The 18,878-nt window shown below is 33.0% G+C and carries 20 protein-coding genes and 2 pseudogenes; 3 read left to right on the top strand and 19 right to left on the bottom strand.

The genetic code is table 11. The features are described 5' to 3' along the window. Positions 1-33 precede the first annotated feature (33 nt). Positions 34-129: pseudogene (locus BMW29_RS01435) on the top strand (CHAP domain-containing protein); the annotation flags it as partial. A 194-nt stretch (positions 130-323) separates the two neighbouring features. Here BMW29_RS01435 and BMW29_RS14100 read toward each other — a convergent pair. The 10 genes from BMW29_RS14100 to BMW29_RS01390 form a co-directional block, all read right to left on the bottom strand. Further along, positions 324-587 (bottom strand): GNAT family N-acetyltransferase, encoded by a 264-nt coding sequence (locus BMW29_RS14100; protein ID WP_281241486.1) that lies wholly within the window; start codon positions 585-587, stop codon positions 324-326. A gap of 24 nt (positions 588-611) precedes the next feature. Beyond that, entirely contained in the window at positions 612-779 is a 168-nt protein-coding gene (locus tag BMW29_RS14095) for a hypothetical protein (RefSeq protein WP_245706203.1), read from the bottom strand. A gap of 36 nt (positions 780-815) precedes the next feature. Then, entirely contained in the window at positions 816-1,805 is a 990-nt protein-coding gene (locus BMW29_RS01425) for a phosphotransferase (protein ID WP_092649513.1), read from the bottom strand. Positions 1,806-1,821: 16 nt separating this feature from the next. Beyond that, positions 1,822-2,586 (bottom strand): MBL fold metallo-hydrolase, encoded by a 765-nt coding sequence (locus BMW29_RS01420; RefSeq protein ID WP_092649511.1) that lies wholly within the window; start codon positions 2,584-2,586, stop codon positions 1,822-1,824. Positions 2,587-2,662: 76 nt separating this feature from the next. After that, positions 2,663-3,109, bottom strand: coding sequence for a GNAT family N-acetyltransferase (locus tag BMW29_RS01415; protein WP_281241485.1), 447 nt, complete (start codon positions 3,107-3,109; stop codon positions 2,663-2,665). Positions 3,110-3,126: 17 nt separating this feature from the next. Next, positions 3,127-4,002: an aminoglycoside 6-adenylyltransferase gene (locus BMW29_RS01410; protein ID WP_143047319.1), complete on the bottom strand. Its 876-nt coding sequence runs from the start codon at positions 4,000-4,002 to the stop codon at positions 3,127-3,129. 6 nt (positions 4,003-4,008) lie between these two features. After that, positions 4,009-4,485 (bottom strand): GNAT family N-acetyltransferase, encoded by a 477-nt coding sequence (locus BMW29_RS01405; RefSeq protein WP_092649505.1) that lies wholly within the window; start codon positions 4,483-4,485, stop codon positions 4,009-4,011. 12 nt (positions 4,486-4,497) lie between these two features. Next, entirely contained in the window at positions 4,498-5,022 is a 525-nt protein-coding gene (locus BMW29_RS01400; RefSeq protein WP_092649503.1) for a GrpB family protein, read from the bottom strand. A 108-nt stretch (positions 5,023-5,130) separates the two neighbouring features. Further along, positions 5,131-6,678, bottom strand: coding sequence for a PucR family transcriptional regulator (locus BMW29_RS01395; RefSeq protein ID WP_092649501.1), 1,548 nt, complete (start codon positions 6,676-6,678; stop codon positions 5,131-5,133). A gap of 459 nt (positions 6,679-7,137) precedes the next feature. Next, positions 7,138-7,572, bottom strand: a complete 435-nt coding sequence (locus BMW29_RS01390; RefSeq protein WP_092649499.1) for a YjdF family protein — start codon at positions 7,570-7,572, stop codon at positions 7,138-7,140. A 557-nt stretch (positions 7,573-8,129) separates the two neighbouring features. Between BMW29_RS01390 and BMW29_RS01385 the strand changes: the two are divergent. Further along, positions 8,130-8,807: pseudogene (locus BMW29_RS01385) on the top strand (Fic family protein). A 202-nt stretch (positions 8,808-9,009) separates the two neighbouring features. Here BMW29_RS01385 and BMW29_RS01380 read toward each other — a convergent pair. From BMW29_RS01380 to BMW29_RS01360, 5 genes are all read right to left on the bottom strand, one after another. After that, positions 9,010-10,421, bottom strand: a protein-coding gene (locus BMW29_RS01380; protein ID WP_092649497.1) for an IS3 family transposase whose coding sequence is annotated in 2 segments (ribosomal slippage) — positions 9,010-9,869 and positions 9,869-10,421 — 1,413 coding nt in all. Because the reading frame shifts where the segments join, the coding sequence is not laid out codon by codon here. A 310-nt stretch (positions 10,422-10,731) separates the two neighbouring features. After that, positions 10,732-12,159, bottom strand: a complete 1,428-nt coding sequence (locus tag BMW29_RS01375) for a hypothetical protein (protein ID WP_092649495.1) — start codon at positions 12,157-12,159, stop codon at positions 10,732-10,734. Between the two features lie 2 nt (positions 12,160-12,161). Continuing rightward, complete coding sequence (locus tag BMW29_RS01370; RefSeq protein WP_092649493.1) at positions 12,162-13,217, bottom strand: nucleoid-associated protein; 1,056 nt, start codon at positions 13,215-13,217, stop codon at positions 12,162-12,164. A gap of 255 nt (positions 13,218-13,472) precedes the next feature. Then, entirely contained in the window at positions 13,473-13,688 is a 216-nt protein-coding gene (locus BMW29_RS01365) for a helix-turn-helix domain-containing protein (protein ID WP_092649491.1), read from the bottom strand. A gap of 71 nt (positions 13,689-13,759) precedes the next feature. After that, positions 13,760-13,984 carry a helix-turn-helix domain-containing protein gene (locus BMW29_RS01360; protein ID WP_425431581.1) on the bottom strand — a complete coding sequence of 75 codons (225 nt, stop codon included), beginning with the start codon at positions 13,982-13,984 and terminating at the stop codon, positions 13,760-13,762. A gap of 95 nt (positions 13,985-14,079) precedes the next feature. Between BMW29_RS01360 and BMW29_RS01355 the strand changes: the two genes are divergently transcribed. Continuing rightward, on the top strand, positions 14,080-14,388 hold the full coding sequence (locus BMW29_RS01355; protein WP_092649489.1) for a hypothetical protein: 309 nt from the start codon (positions 14,080-14,082) through the stop codon (positions 14,386-14,388). Between the two features lie 82 nt (positions 14,389-14,470). Here BMW29_RS01355 and sufB read toward each other — a convergent pair whose 3' ends face one another. The 4 genes from sufB to sufD are packed head-to-tail and all read right to left on the bottom strand — an operon-like array spanning position 14,471 to position 18,871. Then, entirely contained in the window at positions 14,471-15,865 is a 1,395-nt protein-coding gene (gene sufB, locus BMW29_RS01350; protein ID WP_092649487.1) for a Fe-S cluster assembly protein SufB, read from the bottom strand. 18 nt (positions 15,866-15,883) lie between these two features. Continuing rightward, on the bottom strand, positions 15,884-16,357 hold the full coding sequence (sufU, locus tag BMW29_RS01345) for a Fe-S cluster assembly sulfur transfer protein SufU (RefSeq protein WP_092649485.1): 474 nt from the start codon (positions 16,355-16,357) through the stop codon (positions 15,884-15,886). Continuing rightward, positions 16,344-17,585, bottom strand: a complete 1,242-nt coding sequence (locus BMW29_RS01340; protein ID WP_092649483.1) for a cysteine desulfurase — start codon at positions 17,583-17,585, stop codon at positions 16,344-16,346. Before BMW29_RS01340 ends, sufU begins: the two co-directional genes overlap by 14 nt. Beyond that, complete coding sequence (sufD, locus tag BMW29_RS01335) at positions 17,582-18,871, bottom strand: Fe-S cluster assembly protein SufD (RefSeq protein WP_092649481.1); 1,290 nt, start codon at positions 18,869-18,871, stop codon at positions 17,582-17,584. The genes BMW29_RS01340 and sufD overlap by 4 nt, the downstream gene beginning before the upstream one ends. Between the last annotated feature and the right edge of the window lie 7 nt (positions 18,872-18,878).

Here is an 18,878-nt window from a genome sequence, read left to right as displayed (position 1 = left end):
AAATATAACATTTTAAGACTATTATCTCAAAGGATAATTTACACAATCGAAGGTAATTCAGGAGATAAAATTGCAAAACAAAATTACGAAAAAAATAGCCCTTATATAATGGGCTATGGAGCACCTTAACTTATTGCTAATAGTTTTGTAGAAATATTCAATTGAAGAGAAATTACTCATTTCAATGAAAATAATAAAATATCAATAAAATCAAAATCCCCTTAGATATACTTTTTGGGATCTGTCATTACACAACTAGGGGATTTTTGATTTTACTTTTTTATTCAGTTTAAACTTTATAAATTCTTCAACAATGTTCACCCTTACAAAAATATCTCCATCTCATTACTCTTTTCAATAAATCCATGTTCTTTGTATAATGCTAGTCCATTCTCACTACTACTTAACCATAATCTATTAATTTGATTTTGTTTGGCATATGTCTTCATCTCATTTAAAAGTTGTGACGCAATACCTTGCTTTCGATAATTTGGACAAGTATAGATATTTAAAATATAGCCTTCTTTTCCTGTTAAATTTTCTTGATATGGAATGCGATTAAATAAACATAAGGAACTTGAAGCAATGATTTCATTTTCAATTATTACACCTCAACTAATTAAATCTTTATTTATATGTGATAAGTAGAATTCTTTTGTTGTATTTTCTAATTTCTGTCTGTCTTCAAGAGACTCAATTTCACTTAATTCTTCAAACAACCGCTGTCTTAGCTGCCAAAAATCATTTACTGATTTTTCATCCATTCTAATAATTTTCATTATCCATTAACTCCAATTAAATTTTAATTTTGAAAATCAATTGTTGAATTCTTCTAAACAATTTAATAAACTCTCACGTACTTCATGGTAATAGACAATATGAGCAACCGTCTCTCGCACTTCTGATAGACCAATTTCTTTTTCTTCAATACTACAATCAATACCTAAAGCACGTTTAATATTGAATTCTAGCCATTCTAATCTACCATAATTGCTATCATAAATAATGCTCCAATCTATTGGAAGCTGTCCGCCAGCCTCATGATATGACTGGATTACCGCTCTAAATAAATGATAATCTATCTTGCAGATTTCGTACCCAGACCAGCACAACGCCACCTCGTAAAGCTCTATGAAAGGACTTGAATACGATAAAGTTTCCAAATCAATAATCCGGTAATCAAATCCATACCACAACACATTTTTACTATCCATATCATTATGGCAAATCGATAAAATGGGGGGGATTTTCTTAATAGCTTGATTTCCTATTTCCTGACTCTCATACAGCAAAGAACGATTCTGTTTCAAAAGTTCATAGAGGCTTTCATCTTGAAAAGCCATTTTAGCAATGTACGTATCCCAGTCAATCTGAATTTCATTACGTTTAAATGGAACTTTTTTTCGATTTATTTGATGAATTTTCGCAAGCGTTTTACCTATTTCGCGGCAATGTGTAATGGTAATGACTTCATTTTTTAAAGATGCCCCTTCATACCATTCATATAAATAGAAAAATTGTCCATCTATTTCCTGCATTTTCTGACCATTAAAGGTGATAGCTGGAAGAATAGGTATAGGATACTGCTCAACTAATTTTTCTAATTGCTCCGCAGCTTGAAAATTTGCCATTGCTGTTTCTCGCTTCATGATATATGGATTTAACAATTTAATAGCGTACTTCCCTTTTTCTGTAACTAAAGAATACATTTTATGCATTAAACCACCATGTAATTGTTCTGGCGGAGATAGTATCATTCCTAAGTTTAATTGCTGGGCTATTTTTTTTATAATGACCTTATCCACTCAATCTCCTCCAAAGTTAGATTTCAATCTGAAAGTTCTCGAAAGTAAATAGCCCTCCACCATGATGGAGTTTACCTTTTTCTTCAATTTCTGAAAAACCTTCCCAAACTTCTGAAATTAAAGAAGTTGGTATTTCTAACTTGTGATGTGAAGAGAGAATCTTCTTTACCTCAAGCTTTCTAATTTTATCAATGGATTGTTTGTAGGCAACTGGATCGCTGGTAGGGAAAAATGCAGTTAATTTATCCATGTATACCAAATCTCCCGTATACAGCCATTCACGATCTGCTTCATATAAGCAAATATGACCGGGGGAATGTCCTGGTGTGTGAATGACTTTAAGTTGACGATTTCCTAAATCAATCTTATCCCCATCTTTTAAAATCATCTTTGGCATTCCTTGGAAAATTGTATAATTTTCCAAATTGAAACTTTTCGGTTGTTCAAAAGGGATTTCAATTACTAAGCTTTTGATATAATCTAACGATAAAGGAAACTCCCCATTTAACCAAGGTGCTTCAGTTTCATGAAGATAAAATTCATCAAATTCTTTTAATCCTCCGATATGATCCCAATGTGTATGTGTAGGAATCGCAACAATAGGCTTATCAGTCAACGTATCTGTTATTTCTTTAATATTAGAAATCCCCATACCTGTATCAATCAGTACACACTTTTGCTCTCCTATAATTAAGTAACAATGTGTTTCTTCCCAATGCTTATATTCACTGATTGCAAATGTATCCTCTGAAATTTTTTCTACTGTAAACCAATTTTCCATTTTTTATTCACTCCTATATAACTATTTATTTAGTACTCTACTTTTTAAAATATTTTTTCAGCAAACCGTTAATTTATTAGTCTAAGCTTGTTTCAATAAAATGTTCAGAGTACTTATTCCAATACTCCATATAAATGCTATCCTGTTTATTGTCAAAGTTTAGTTGATACATACGAAAAGTGACAACTATATTTTTAGGCTGCCACAATTCTTGATAAGTATATTTATACTCTAAGCCAATTTTCTCCATGACTTTCCCACTGCCAACATTGTGGATATCATGGGTGGCAGTAATAAATTTTATATCCGTAGATTTCAAAAAATCAAGAACGGCTTCACTTGCTTCAGTGACAAGCCCTTGCCCCCAATACTCTTGCATTAACCCATAACCAAAATCACGGCTATCCTTGCCACTTACTGCTACATAACCAATTGGTGTATTATTTTCTTTCAGACAAATAGCAAAATAATAGCCTTTTTCTTCTTCATATTTAGGCAAAATATGCTTGTGATAAAATTCAATTGCTTGGTTTTTCGTTTCTAAAAGTAACTCGCTAATTCTTCCTCATCCTTACTAATCAAATAGCTTTTTGGAATATAAGAATAATCTGTATAGTCAAATGACATTCTATCAGCCAGTATTTTTTCAACCTTTACTTCTAGCGTTTTCATGATTTTTAAAGAGCTTATCATACTTTCAAAATCGGTAGTATTAAACGTTTGTTGCAGAATATTCAAGGTTTTTGGCGATAGAAAGTTGGTAATAGTTGTAAATTCTTTCCCATAATTTTTATCAAACCCATTATCTAACGCTACTTGCCATGTCAGCATTTGAATCAACTGTTCTCTAGTATAGTTAAGAAATTTTTGGGCTAGTAAATAATTGTTTCTAGCTATACTTTTTAAGGTATTTAAAAACTGCCACCAAAACTCTTTGATACACTCTTTAATCACTTCGCTAGATGGATATCTTAATAAGTAGTCCGCATCTGAGGGAATCATTTCTTTCTTGATTCTATTTGTCTTGTCATAAATTAGTTTAGTTAAGCTATCTGCTTTTAAATATTCTTCTAGATAATCAAGCTCATAAAAACTCATATCAATTCTATTCCCATCAACAAACTGAATCAGATAACTATACCTTTTACCATCTGATTCATCTTTGAAAAGTTCTAAATTGAATGGATTAAATGGTTCTGTCATCAATAGTATTTCTCCAAAAGATTTTTTTATAAACTCTGAATTTCCTTTATATTTAGCGCTATTATTTGTAAAAAAAGCAACATCAAAATCCTTAAACTTATCATCTGGAATATTAACATTGATTTTAGAACCGTTCATCAGAAAAACAAGTAAATCGTCACTCTGATAAAAAAAGGTTTCTAATAAATCCATTATGTCTTTTTCACTTCTCAATACGTTTCACCTCATAACTAATTTCTTTACCATGCGATAATTGACTAGATTTTCACCATTTCGTTGATTGTCTTGTTTTCTGACCACTTCTAAACCCATTTTCGTAAAAAATGGAACTGCCGTTATTGAAGCATCTGTGTAAATAGACTCCGCTTTTTCTAGCACTGCATACTTCTCTAGTTCATTGTAAATTAAGCGACCTACACCCTGATGGATCATAGCATGAGAAACATAAAATAAATCGAGATACCCTTCGCTTGTTATATTACCAAATCCCACTAAAGTTCCTTCTTTAATAGCCAATAAACAATAGCTACTTGTTAGCGTTTCATGCCACAAATCAAAATCAGGATTACTTTGAATCCACTCATTTAATTCAGCTTGACTATAGTCTTTTCTGTTTACTCGTTGAATCGTGCTATTAAACAATGTTACGATAGCTGGCAAATACTTGCGATTGTATCTAACCAAACAAATAACCATTTTATTCACCCCCTATTTCAGCAACCCACAGCGTTGATAAATTTCGGAAATCACGACACCCTTCATATCTAAATATCCTTCAATATCAGTTGGAAACTTTTTCGCTGCTGCTCGTTTTATCTCACCATACTTCTGGCAATCAGATTGATTATTTCTAAGATGATCTCGAAAAGTGACATGACGGTTTAATTCTACAGAATGCTTTGGACATACATAAATATGGTGCTCCATAAATTGATTTTTTTGATCAATTTCATAAGAAAAAGCTTCCCGCTCCGTAATACCTAAATCCCCCTCATACTCATACCCTAAAGATGCCAAGCCAGATTTTACAGCCTCAAATTTACTGTAATCCTCAATCACAATATCAATGTCAATAATTGGTTTAGCACACAAACCTTCAACTGAAGTACTTCCGACATGTTCAATTCGAATAATGTCTGCGGATATCTTTTTTAAGATATCTGTTTTGATTTTTTCAAATTCCTTTGCCCAATCTTCACTATAGTCAACGATGACAATATTCTCTACTCGCATCATCTCACTCCTTCGTTCATAAAAGTTAAACGACTAGCTCATTCATTATCTCAATCTACAGAAAAAAAGTAACTAACTTAAAGGTTAAATATTTGCCTCTATTTTTGTTTATTTAGTAAAATGAATCATTCTATATAGCCCTACCGCCAAATAAATTGGAAACAGATTCGATGTATGACGTATATCATAGCCTAATAAATTATTCAATGTTTTCAGTCGATATTTCACTGTTCCTATATGGACATCTAATAAATTTGCTGCCTTATTCAGTATTAAGTCTGTATCCAATAACAATGTTTGTAAAGTCAATAATAACTCGTCTCTTCGCTCTTCTTTTTCATCTAACAATGGAGAAAGAGGATATAAAAATGCATCCAGATTTTGCTTTTCCCCTTCAATAATTACCACACACTTTTCGATAAAATCTAAATCTATTGAAGTGTACATTTGTTTATAGGGAAAAATAATTTCAACATAATGTCGATGCTCACGATACGCTTGCTTTTGCCTTCTTGATTCATCAAAGCTAAATTTTTCTAATTGCCTATAAAATTTACAGTTGTCCAATTTCTTCAATTCATCATTAACTATTCCAATCAATTCAAGGTAATCAAACTTAATCTGTTCTTCTCCAAGAAAGAAATAAGTATCTTCATCTTGAGATGAGACGATTACAATCTTATAGTACTGTTTTAAAAGCAAAGAAATTTTTTCAACTTGTTGAATAGAATGATTCAAGTTCGTGATTATCCAAAATTTTTCTATTGTATCAAGATTTATCTTAAAATATTTTGCTAAGCGCTGTCTTTTAAAGATATGATCATTCAATAAGCTACTACCTAGCTCGTCGATAGTTGGTCGTTTAAATTTGAAATATGTTGAAAAAATTTGTAGGATTTCTATAATTTCCAACACAATCTGTTCATCAATATTTCCATACTCATTTTTAAGATACATATATTTGATATCAGATGCTTCAAATGACAGCTGCTTATAATAACTATTGGTTCCTTGATAATCAACATCACCATTATTTATCTGTTGTAACACTATCTCTGAACTTAATGGCCACGACGCTGAGAATACAACTTCGTTATTTAGCGTAATTAGCGCAATAGAATAATGATATTTATTACTAATCAATCTCAAAAGATAGTCTCCATTCTGGTCAGATTTCTCTGAAAGTGACATCCTTTTTATGATTTCTTTAGAAAATAAACCTATTTTTTTACTATCTCTATGCAACAAGCCTTGCACATCACTAATCACTTCACCATAAAGAATAATCTTATTTTTCTGCATAACTAATAATGGGAACCCCAATTGATTTGCTAAATCAACTAGTTTCGAATCAATTTCTTTCAAAACAAGACCTTCATAAAAAATAATGAGCCCGCTTGCCCCTGCTTTTGAAAGTCCTAAAACACACTCACACTGCTCATTAATTTTATCTGGATTATTAATAAATCCTGTGATGAGAATCTCATCTACTCTAAAAGCCGCATGATTAAAATACATATTCTTGAGCACTTTAGGATCTGTTGACTCTAAAACTGAGATTGAGGAAACCACTTTATTTTTCCCCTCGTCTCCCCCAATTAATCTGGTATGCTTCATAGAAGGCAATGATAAAAGATCTTTTACCCTAATTGTCATAATACTTACTCTCCTTTAAAGTATGATTTTCTTTTGTATTGAAAAAAATAATAAGAAATATTCAAAATTGGATGAATGATATCTATCTCCACCATATATTCTCTTTCTAATATAAAATTAATCTCATTTCAAGTGATTTTCGACCATAGTTGTATAAAATATGTCTAAAAGATGGATTGGATTTCCAACCTTTGTTGATTTGATTTCAAAAAATATTCATCACATCGTACAAATTAATTTTATATGGTTCTTAACTCAATTAGCTTCACTTTAGAAGCAAAATTGATTAAATTCCAACTTTCCAGATGAACATAAATACTCGTATGAAGCCACTACCTAAGAAAGGAGTCTCATACGAGTTTTATTTTATCTTCTTATGAAATTTTCTAATGATACTGCTTTTAAATCAAACAACTTATCTCATATTTTTTAGAGCATTTAACAGAATTATCAATTCATTTAAAGCTTAATGACCTCTTTTTTTCTGAAGTTTTTTTCTTGCTTTAACAAAAATTGCTCTCTTTTCATCTGCTCTTTTCGTTCTTTAGAATTCTTCCTTTTAATCAGCTTAAATTGTTCTTGAGCTTCTTTCATAGACTGCTGCGCTTTAGTAGATAAAATTGGTTTCTTTTTTTGTCTATTAATTTCGCGCTGCATTTTCTTAGGATTCTTTTTTTTCTCTTTTTTGACGCTAATCTTATTAGAAGATTTTTTCAACTTTTGATCATTTAGATAGATGATATAATCCATTTGATTTGCTATAAACGCTTCAACTTCTGACGTTTTAGGTTCTGCACCAAATAGATATTTACAAGCTCTATAATCTCCTTCTACGCCTTCGTATTCAATAAGACCACACCAATAACTACCATCGAAATAAATTGTTAACTTCATGACGATGCCCTCCTTTTAATTAATACAGGAAAAGGACAACCCGGAGGGGCAGGATACTAATATGAATCTCTTCATACTTATGGACTACCGACCATAATGTGATTTTATTCCTAAAGCTATTTTACATTAAATTTTTATATTAGTAAACAAATGCTGGTAAAAGAAGCATTTCAAGTGATTCAGAAACAATGGCTATGTTACAGGAATGGCAAACTAGACAGCAGTTCGAGTTTAAGGTTTTAGGCATTAGAGCAACGAATAAGCATCAACTTATTTTTCCTAACAAAGAGAATAGCATTTTTTACTAAATGATATTCTTTTATGTACTGAAACCTAACACTAAGATATAATCAATGCACCGACATTTTAGTAAAGTAAAAATACAAATGAACAATGTTATTCACAAATATTCGAAATGAGTTATGCTTAGATATATCACATAAGGTTAATAAAAAACATTATGCAAAATAAAATTAAAAATATATTTTATAAAGAACTACAGCTCAGCAGGAAAATACAACATTTTAAGACTATCATCTCAAAGGAGGAATATAGACATGAGCATACCTCAAGAATATCTAGAAGACGTTCTTATCCGTCTCGCTTATCACTCTAGTGCTATTGAAGGAAATACTATCAGTTTAGCTGAAACAGTTTCTATTATTTTAGAAAATGTGATCTCAACTAATGAAAAAGGCTATAGTATTCGTGAATTTTACGAAGTTGAAAATCATAAACACACCTTTAGTTATCTAATAGAACAAATAGAAAACAAGCAAAAGCTAACTGTTGAAATGATAAAAGAATTCCATGCGCTATTACTTGATCGCATAGAATATGACAAGGGACAATACATAACAATACACAATGCGATTCTTGGCTCTACTTTTCAAACTGCAACACCGCAAGATACACCTTTCTTAATGCTACAGTGGGTGGATAATACTACGTTCCGTATGAATGTAGCTTCAATTATTGATGAAGCAGCTGAGGTATTAGCAGAAAGTCATATTCAATTTGAACGTATACATCCTTTTAGCGATGGGAATGGGAGAACTGGTAGACTGATAAATATATTCTTATCATTTAGCTATGGATATGCTCCAGCTATTGTACAGGAAGAGTAACGAGGGCAGTATATTCGTTTGTTGTCTGAAGAGAATGTTATCGACCTTGCAAAATTATTTAAGGAGTCTATGCTATTTGAGCAAGAAAGAATGACACAGTTTAACTGAATGTTGAAGTAACAACTTTTCCCTTTATATAATGTTGCAAGATTTTGATAATTTTTATCAAAATGTAGTTAGCTTAGATTTAGTTGCGAGCTAAATCTAATACTAAAAATTATTTCTATCCAAACTTAAAAACTAGCACTCTATTTGTAGTGACCCCCAAAAGTTAGACTTTTTATAGAGTGGAAAAAATCCACTCTATTTTTTATACAAATATTTCCTTTTCCTTCCTAAATTCAATTGGACTTTTCCAACCTAATTTTTCTTTCATACGTGAATGATTATAATAATAAATATATTTTTCTATCGCTTGTTTTAACTCATTATAACTTTTATATACTCTACCATGATAAAGTTCTTGTTTGAGGATACCGAAGAAATTCTCCATAGGAGAATTGTCTAAGCAGTTTCCTTTGCGGGACATGCCTTGATAAATTTGTTTTTCTTTTAATGTGTGACTATATGCTTTCATTTGATAAGCCCAACCTTGGTCTGAGTGAAAGGTACGACGAAAAGGACAGTCTTTTGTACGTTCAATAGCTTCTCCTAAAGCTTCCATAATTGTTTCCGCATTCGGCCTTTTTGATATACGATAAGAAATGATTTCACTATTGTACAAATCCATGAAAGGATCTAAGTAAAGTTTCTTAATCTGTAAAACATTAGAGGAATCTTTTTCATAATATTTGAACTCAGTTGTATCAGTTGTAATTTTCTGATGAACAACGCTAGTACAAAAGTGCCTATTAAGAAGGTTTTTGGCTATTCTTCCGATAGTTCCTCTGTACGAACTATACTTGCGTGATTTACGTGTAAATGAGCGAACTTGTAACGCCAGCTTTTGCATTAACCGTTGTACTTTTTTCTTATTTACAATACAACCACGTTTTCTAAGTTCTTGATTCATTCGACGATAGCCATAATCTTTATGTTGTTTTCGGATTTCTTTCATGATTTGTTCAATCTCTTCAGTTGGATTCTTACGACTGAATCTTTTCTGCCAATACATATAAGTTGATCTTGGAAACCTTAAGGTTTCCAGAATATCTTTTAATCTAAATTTTTCTCGGAGACTATGGATGATTCTCGCACAAGTTTCATTTTCTTGTGTCGTTCTTTCAAACGTAGCCTCCTCAATTCTTTTAAATAGGCATTCTCAATTTGAACCATGCGTAATTGCTTTTCTAATTCCTTGATTCTTTCTATATCACTATTTTTCGTTTGTTCAATCTTTTCATCAATTTTTTTTTTAGGCATTTTTAGAGGACGTCCTTTCGGTTTTGATAGTCCTTCCAAACCATTCTCACGGTAATTTCTAAGCCAATTGGCAATCATTGAAAAATTATTTATCTCCAATTGATTTGCAACTTCTTGAAAAGACATCTCTGTTGTTAAATACAACTCTATCGCATCTGCCTTAAATTGAACAGAGTAACTTTTGTTTTTTCGACTACGAAGTAGTCCCTCTTCACCAAATTCTTTATAAATATTAATCCATTTTCTTATTTGAGAATTACTTTTAAAACCATATTTTTTTGCAAGATAAGGGGTACCGCCCTTTCCAGCTAGATATTCATGCACTATTTTAAGCTTAAATTTAAAGCTATATTTTGCCATATAAAAAGACCTCCAAAAGTTAGATTTTTGGTCTAACTTTTGGGGGTCGGCTCAATTTTCACAATAGAATGCTAGTTTTTTTATTTATCAGAAATAACTCTTTACTGGATTTTTTCTTCACATTTTTTTACACAATTATATATACACTAATATTTTATTTAATCACACTAAGAAATAAAAAATCCATAATGTTCGTTACAAAATCCATATAGAATATTTTTACATTTGTATAATTGAGGTTACTACTGTACTCAAACTAAATCTCCATACTTCATTCCCCTAATAAAAACTGATCAATTAGTGTCGGCAATCAGTATCCAATTATAAATTTAATAAAATTTTTCAAAAAAGATAACTCAATTATGCGATTTGATATGAACAGTGATAAGAATACGACAATTAATAGTAAAAGAAATCGTATTACCCATTTCCTGTAACAATTATATAAAGATAAAGGGTAATCTAAATAGTCTTTTTTTAATTCTTCAAATGAATTATTTTTACCATCAATTGAAATTTCTTTCGTATATTTTCTAAGACTACTAAGGATTGCGTTTACTTCCTCTTTATGATTAAGTACTAAGAAGAAATTTACGACATAAAAAATTAGGTAGCTCAACAAAACAATATTTACTATTGCCGAAGTTTTAGCACTGGTTATGTTGTTCATTAAGCTCAAGAATATAGTTCCTAACAAACTTAACACTACAGTTCTAAACTGAGAAATTATACTATTTGTTTGTTCTTCTAATTTTCTTGCAGTAGCAATAAACTCTAATAATAGCTTATTCTTTTGATCAAAGAAAAGTTGTATCTTATCTTGAATATAGGTATTAAAATTGTATTCAACATTCATTTCAATTTCTTTCATTGATTTGTCAAGACCAGATATATTTTCATCGCTATTTAAGAATAATGTCATTGTATTTCTAAGAATTAAAAGTTTATCTTGAATACGTTTATCATCAATAATAAAATTAGTTAACTTCTCTATACTAAAAACGGTATCCCTTGATATTCTAGGTTCATTTTCTATAGATAAACATACTGTTTTATACCCACGTATCAGAAAAGAACTGTGATCTGTATCCAATATTTTATTACATACAATTGATAAAAAAGTTTGTATGCTTCTAACATTAAAAGCATCTAATCCATTAGACATATCAATCCAGCTTAATGGATACTCTAAGAAATTTTTTAGCGTTCTATCTTTGAAAAGTGTATTCAAAGTAGTATACTTTTCAAACGCATTATTACAAATCAAAGAGCTATAATTTGTATTATCAAAGTCCGAGCTAATTATTTTGATAAACTCTGATTCAAATTTTATATGATCATCTATAATTAACACTATTAATTTATGTTCACAAGAAACAATTTCTAAATTATTAACACACTTAATAAAATTTGTTACATCACTAAAAACATAAAAATTGGTAAAAGAAAAAAAATTTAATTGGGCCTTTTTTATTGTTATAAAGATAGTTATTTTTTCATCAGAAGTATCGAAATGTAGTCTTTCTTCATATTTTTCAATAAAATCTTGAACTGACGTTTCATCAACTGAGCTACCTCTGTATAATAATGAATAATCTATATCTGAACTTTTCTCTGGAAAATCAATTGATTTAATTTCTTGAAGCGCAATATTAAATTCAAGCTCGAAGATATTCGAGGAATCAATTACTATATTTTCTCTATATGTTTCTATAAAATTTAATAATTGATTCTCCATCTTTATCTCCTCCTTGATTTTATAGGTTCAAGTCCATGTCCCCTACCATTTTTTATTGTTATAATAACCTCTTCATTAACTTCCTGAATTGTAAAATCTTTTTCCAATTCAAGTGTTGGGGCAAACCTAAACTCAACTTTTTTATCTGGAGTTCTAAAAACATTTTCATTCACGTAATCTAACTCAGGGGTAAATTCAAAAACAGCATCCGGCTGCTCTTTTAACAATGAGACTTTGAATTCTTCAATACTTGGAGAAAGATCCAGAGTCTCAAATTCAGGTCTAAGATTTTGTCGCAACAACGTTTCCAAGTCGGAATCAATATTAAACTTTTTACATGTTGCTAGTTTATTTTTTACTTGCACATCAAATTCAATAATATTATCAATTATTTGGTCAAACTCTGAACTCAGTTTTGATTGAACATAAAGAGTCATCTTCTTATCTGATGAAAGTTCTTTCGCATTCAAAAAGTTTTCTATAAAAAACTTTGCAGGCTCATTAACTCCTTGTTGTTTATCAAGTACTAATAAATGTTCTTCATTTTTCTTATATTCCTTAAGATATATTAATGCTGATTTATGGAGTTTTTCATTTATTGAAGGAAGCATTTGCTTATGAACTGTAATGGTTAAATCATCATTAATTTGAACTCCGTCATTTGGATCCATCTTTAATAGCCCTATTAAATCATTTTCACCATTTCTATAACTTAGTACAAATAAAGTTCCATCACTAGTTGAAGTGGAATCTTTGATTCGTTTAGACAAATTTAAAGCCAAATTTTTTGACTCCTGTATAAAAATATCTTCATATTCATCGTTCTCAATAGCATCAACTAAAAGTGACATTGACTTCCGCACTACATTATCTTCTATTGCTTCAAACTGACAACGCTTAATTGATGATTGATTTCTCGAATTATTAATATGTTTTTCAAAAAAAGGCAATGCTAGTTGAATATCTTCATGTTCCAAATCTATACAACTTCCACTAAGTATAGGTAGCGCATTCTTAACATTTAATTTATGAGCAATCATCTTTTTAAATTCAATCATTTTAACAACCTCCAAATGTACTTTACCATATAATAATTACATTAAATGAGAAGAAAGTTAACAAACTAAAGATTATATATATAATACCACAAAAAAGAAAAGAACACCCGTTCTTTATATTATGTTATATTTGAAAGCTAGTTGAACACCTTCAATTCTTTAGAAAAACTCTATCGTAACACAAAATTTTACTAGAGTTTTAAACAACCTTGCTAACCATAAAAAAACCTGTACAACTATGTAAGGTTTTTTATATTATTTCAACACAATTTTATTCTTCGTCCTATCAAGCAGATAATCAATACTCACATCAAAATAATCAGCTATCTTCACTAATGTGCTCGCTGTCCACTCTATTTTCCCTGTTTCATATTGGGAATAAGTATTTTGCGAAATATTCAATAAATTAGCCATTTCTTGCTGTGTTATATCGTTATCTTCTCTTATTGATCGAATATTTGTATAAATCATCTTCATCACCTATTTTCATTATAAGTACTGGTAATGAAGATATTCATTTTCATCTGAAATACAGATATAAATTATTTTTTGTTTTCTGTCCTATCAAGCAAATAATCAACACTCACATCAAAATAATCGGCTATTTTTATTAAAGAACTTGCTGTCCACTCAATTTTTCCTGTTTCATATTGAGAATAAGTATTTTGTGATACATTCAATAATTTTGCCATCTCTTGTTGTGTAATATCACTATCTTCTCTTATTGATCGAATATTTACATACATCATTTCATCACCTAAACTCATTATAGATATCTGTAATAAAGATATTGACTTTTATCTGTAATACAGATAAAATTAATTTATCAACCATCCATAATGGAAAAGAGAGGATAAAAAAAATGTCCAAAAATAAAGTAGGAATTCTACACATAAAAAACAAACAGCCAATCAAAGCAATTTCTTATCAGGACCTTTATCTTATGAAAGAAACCCTAGAACAACTCCAATCATGGACTGCAATACTTGAATTATTAGATGAATTTTTTTCCAATAAGCAGCTTCCACTAGACAAGAAAAAAATTATCAAAGAATTCCACTCTTTATCTCGAATTTACGGCATGTTCATGGATGACTTTTCAATCTGTACAGATAATCTAGAAAATCAGCTTGAGAAATTAATGATGAAGGAAAAAATCAAACTTACATAATACTTTATTTATTGTTTTACTAAACAAACAAAAAAAGACAGAAACGCCTTTAAAACAGCGTTTCTGTCCTATACTTACAGCCTTATCCAACCGATCCCTCCATCTCATACTGGATCAATCGATTCAACTCCACCGCATATTCCATCGGCAATTCCTTCGTAAACGGCTCCACAAACCCCATAATAATCATCTCAGTCGCTTCCTGTTCACTCAACCCACGACTCATCAAATAATAAAGCTGTTCTTCAGAAATCTTAGAAACCTTCGCCTCATGCTCTAAAGACACATTACTATTCCTAATCTCATTAAACGGAATCGTATCACTCTTCGACAAATCATCCATAATAATCGTATCACACTCAATATGCGAAATCGATCCTTCACTCTTACGCCCAAACGTCACTTGCCCACGGTAGTTCACTTCCCCACCATCCTTCGCAATTGACTTAGACACAATCGAACTAGAAGTATTCGGCGCATTATGAATCATTTTCGCCCCAGTATCTTGATTCTGACCTTCACCCGCAAAGGCAATTGACAGCATCGTTCCACGAGCCCCACGACCATCTAAGAAAATACTTGGATACTTCATCGTTGTTTTCGCACCAAGATTCCCATCAATCCACTCCATGGTCGCACCTTCATAAGCTTTGGCACGTTTTGTCACCAAGTTATAAACATTATCCGACCAGTTTTGAATCGTTGTATAACGACAATATGCATCTTTACGCACAAAAATCTCAACAATCGCCGCATGTAAACTATTTGTCGTGTAAGTCGGCGCCGTACAGCCCTCAACATAATGCACACTGGCACCCTCATCCACAATAATCAACGTCCGCTCAAATTGCCCAGAGTTCTCAGAATTAATCCGGAAATAAGTCTGCAACGGCACATCACAACGCACCCCTTTTGGTACATAGATGAAGGTTCCACCAGACCAAACAGCTGAATTCAGCGCAGCCAATTTGTTATCTGTTGGCGGTACTAATTTCGAGAAATACTCTTTAAACAATTCAGGATATTCCTTCAAAGCTGAATCTGTATCCGTAAAGACAATCCCTAATTTCTCAAATTCTTCCTTCATATTGTGATAAACCACTTCTGATTCATACTGCGCAGAAGCTCCAGCTAAATATTTACGCTCTGCTTCTGGAATCCCAATCCGCTCAAAAGTTTCTTTAATCTTATCTGGTACATCTTCCCAGTCACGCTCTGCACGGTCACTGGATTTTTGATAATATTTAATCGCTTCAAAATCAATATCAGATAAATCTGGACCCCATGTTTGCATATGCATGCTATTAAATTGTGCCAATGATTTCAAACGGAAGTCTAGCATCCATTCTGGCTCTTCTTTGACACGAGAAATTTCTCGTACAATGTCTTCTGTTAGTCCTCTACCGGTACTGAAAACAGGCTCCACGTCATCATGGAAACCAAATTTATATTCTTCTAACTCTGGTACTTCGCTCATGTCTGTCACTCCCTTATTTTATTCTTCGTCTCTATGAAGGTGACCATCAACAGTCGTTTGTTTGCCTTCGGTTAATGCACGGTTTAAAGCTTTCCATGATAAGGTGGCACATTTGATTCTTGCTGGGAATTTTGCTACGCCACTCAGCATCGCTGCATCCCCCAAATCATCTAGGTTCTTCGGCTCTTCGCCTTGTACCAATAGTGAAAATTCTTGCACCATTTCTAAGGCGTCCGCTACTTTTTTGCCAATCACGGCATCTGTCATCATACTAGCACTCGCTGTACTAATGGAACAGCCGTTGCCTGAAAACTTGATATCCTTAATCATATCATCTTCTACAATCAACTGTAATTGAATCACATCGCCACAAGCTGGGTTATTTAACTCAATTTGATTCGTAGAAGCATCCAAAATACCATGATGATGAGGATGACTGGAATGGTCCAGGATCACTTGTCTATATAAATTATCTAATCTAGAAAGCGCCATGTCCGAAAAACTCCTTTGTTGCAAGAATAGCTTCCACTAAGCGGTCGGCATCTTCTTTGGTATTGTATAAATAAAAACTAGCTCGTGCCGTTGCAGACACGTCTAAATACTTCATTAATGGTTGGGCACAGTGATGTCCTGCTCGCACAGCCACACCTTCCATATCCAAAGCAGTCGCTACATCATGTGGATGTAAACCGTCTAAATTGAAGGTAATCACACCTGTATGCAGGCTTGGGTCTTGTGGTCCATAAACCGTTAATCCTTCAATGGCTAACAATTTAGGCAACACATACGCCACTAACTCTTGCTCATGGGCTTCCACTTGGTCCATCCCAAGCTTTTCTAAATAATCTACAGCAGCGCCTAAGCCAATGGCACCAGCAATGTTCGGTGTACCCGCTTCAAATTTCCACGGTAATTCCTTCCATGTGCTGTCCTGCAAATTCACGAAATCAATCATTTCCCCGCCAAACTCAACAGGCTCCATTTGCTCCAAGTGCGCGCGCTTCCCATATAACACGCCAATCCCAGTTGGTCCTAGCATCTTATGTCCGCTGAAGCAGTAGAAATCAACATCTAAAGCGACAACATCCACTGGCATATGAGGGACAGATTGCGCACCATCCACAACAATTACTGCACCTTGAGCATGGGCTAAATCTCTGATTTTTTCAATGGGGTTAATCACACCTAACACATTGGATACATGAGCAATCGAAACAATTTTCGTCTTCGCCGTAATTTGTTTCTCAGCGTCTGCTAAATCCAGCTGACCATCTGCTGTTAAGCCAATATATTTTAAAACTGCTTTTTTACTTTTCGCTAATTGCTGCCAAGGAATAATATTGGAATGATGCTCCATATAGGAGATCACAATCTCATCGCCCTCTTGAATGGCAAGCTCACCATAGCTTCTCGCAATCCAGTTTAAGCTAGTGGTTGTCCCACGAGTAAACAAGACTTCAGCTGTCTCCTTCGCTCCAATAAAGCGACGAACCTTCTCCCGAGCGGCTTCAAATTGCACTGTTGCACGCTCAGCAAGAGTATGAACCCCACGATGGACATTGGCATTATTCTTATAATAATACCCGTTCACCATTTCATCCATCACAGCAGTTGGCTTCTGAGTGGTTGCTGCATTGTCTAGATAAACTAAAGCTTCGTCATTCACGACTTGATCTAAAATCGGAAAATCTTTGCGTAACGTTGCAGCATCTAAACTCATTTCGTCAACTTCCCTTCAATCACATTTACTAGCTCATCTCTGACAGTTTTCACTGGAATCGCTGAAATTACAGAACCTAAGAACCCACGAATCACTAAGCGTTCTGCTTCAATTTTCGCAATTCCACGACTCATTAAATAGTACATTTCTTCAGGATCCACACGACCAACACTGGCAGCATGTCCCGCAGTTACATCATTTTCATCAATTAATAAAATCGGGTTAGCATCACCACGAGCCTTATCAGAAAGCATTAACACACGACTTTCCTGCTGCGCATCCGCACCTTTTGCCCCTTTAATAATATGACCAATCCCGTTAAACGTTAACGTAGCTTTATCACGAATCACACCATGTTGTAAAATATGCCCAATTGAATGGCGGCCATAATTTGTCACACGAGTATCAATCCCTTGAATTTGGCTGCCTGTACTAATCGCCACAACCTTAACTTCACTGTGACTACCTTCGCCGATTAAGTCCGAATCAAAGTCCGCTACCACATCGCCATCATTCATAATCCCAAGCGCCCAATCAATCGTCGCATCTTTCAGTAAGTGACCACGGCGGTTAAAATAAGTCGTTGTTTCCTTACCTAATTGATCCACTGCTGAAAACTTGATTTTTGCACCTGGCTTCGCCACGACTTCTACAATGATATTGGCTGTATTCTTTTCTTCACCATGGGTATAGAATTTCTCTACATAGCTAAATTCACTGTTTGTCTCTGCTAAAACAAGGACATGCTTCACAAAGTTTTGTGTCCTAGTGCTATCTTGAATGAAAATCGCTTCTAATGGCTCTTCAATCACAACATTTTTAGGCACATATAAGAATAAGCCTGAATTCATAAAGGCTGCGTGGAAAGCTGTCATCTTATCTTCGTCTGCTTTCACTGCGTATTGCATATAGGCTTCCTTCACTAGCTCACTATGCTCGCGCATCGCTGTAAAGATGTCTGTAAAGATGACCCCTTGCTCAGTTAAATCCATCGGTAATTGTTCCATCACAGTGGTTTGTCCATATTGAATCACCATACCGTTATCTTTGGCTTCATCTAGAATATTAAAAGCGTTTAAGTTGCCTTCGCTTACAATGTGCTCTGGTCTGGTGACATCTAGTAAAGGCCAACGATTGATTTTGACACGTTCAATAAATGGCAAATCTAAGTCCTCAATTTTTTCTAACATTTGGATACGTAAGTCTAGCATCCATTGTGGTTCTTCTTGACTCACCGAAAAGGCACGTAAGTCGTCAAGATAATCTGTCATGTTTGCTACTGTCATTCTTATC

Source organism: Isobaculum melis (assembly GCF_900111355.1).
GTDB lineage: Bacteria > Bacillota > Bacilli > Lactobacillales > Carnobacteriaceae > Isobaculum > Isobaculum melis.
The sequence above is the reverse complement of the archived record's forward strand: the minus strand, read 5'-3'. Positions and strand labels throughout refer to the sequence as shown.

Bases quoted from the DNA above. Each gene is read 5' to 3' on its own strand.
- BMW29_RS14095 (WP_245706203.1), bottom strand. From the start codon at position 779: ATGAAAATTATTAGAATGGATGAAAAATCAGTAAATGATTTTTGGCAG.
- BMW29_RS01420 (WP_092649511.1), bottom strand. From the start codon at position 2,586: ATGGAAAATTGGTTTACAGTAGAAAAAATTTCAGAGGATACATTTGCA.
- BMW29_RS01405 (WP_092649505.1), bottom strand. From the start codon at position 4,485: ATGGTTATTTGTTTGGTTAGATACAATCGCAAGTATTTGCCAGCTATC.
- BMW29_RS01400 (WP_092649503.1), bottom strand. From the start codon at position 5,022: ATGCGAGTAGAGAATATTGTCATCGTTGACTATAGTGAAGATTGGGCA.
- BMW29_RS01395 (WP_092649501.1), bottom strand. From the start codon at position 6,678: ATGACAATTAGGGTAAAAGATCTTTTATCATTGCCTTCTATGAAGCAT.
- BMW29_RS01390 (WP_092649499.1), bottom strand. From the start codon at position 7,572: ATGAAGTTAACAATTTATTTCGATGGTAGTTATTGGTGTGGTCTTATT.
- BMW29_RS01375 (WP_092649495.1), bottom strand. From the start codon at position 12,159: ATGGAGAATCAATTATTAAATTTTATAGAAACATATAGAGAAAATATA.
- BMW29_RS01370 (WP_092649493.1), bottom strand. From the start codon at position 13,217: ATGATTGAATTTAAAAAGATGATTGCTCATAAATTAAATGTTAAGAAT.
- BMW29_RS01365 (WP_092649491.1), bottom strand. From the start codon at position 13,688: ATGATTTATACAAATATTCGATCAATAAGAGAAGATAACGATATAACA.
- BMW29_RS01360 (WP_425431581.1), bottom strand. From the start codon at position 13,984: ATGAGTTTAGGTGATGAAATGATGTATGTAAATATTCGATCAATAAGA.
- BMW29_RS01355 (WP_092649489.1), top strand. From the start codon at position 14,080: ATGTCCAAAAATAAAGTAGGAATTCTACACATAAAAAACAAACAGCCA.
- sufB (WP_092649487.1), bottom strand. From the start codon at position 15,865: ATGAGCGAAGTACCAGAGTTAGAAGAATATAAATTTGGTTTCCATGAT.
- sufU (WP_092649485.1), bottom strand. From the start codon at position 16,357: ATGGCGCTTTCTAGATTAGATAATTTATATAGACAAGTGATCCTGGAC.
- BMW29_RS01340 (WP_092649483.1), bottom strand. From the start codon at position 17,585: ATGAGTTTAGATGCTGCAACGTTACGCAAAGATTTTCCGATTTTAGAT.
- sufD (WP_092649481.1), bottom strand. From the start codon at position 18,871: ATGACAGTAGCAAACATGACAGATTATCTTGACGACTTACGTGCCTTT.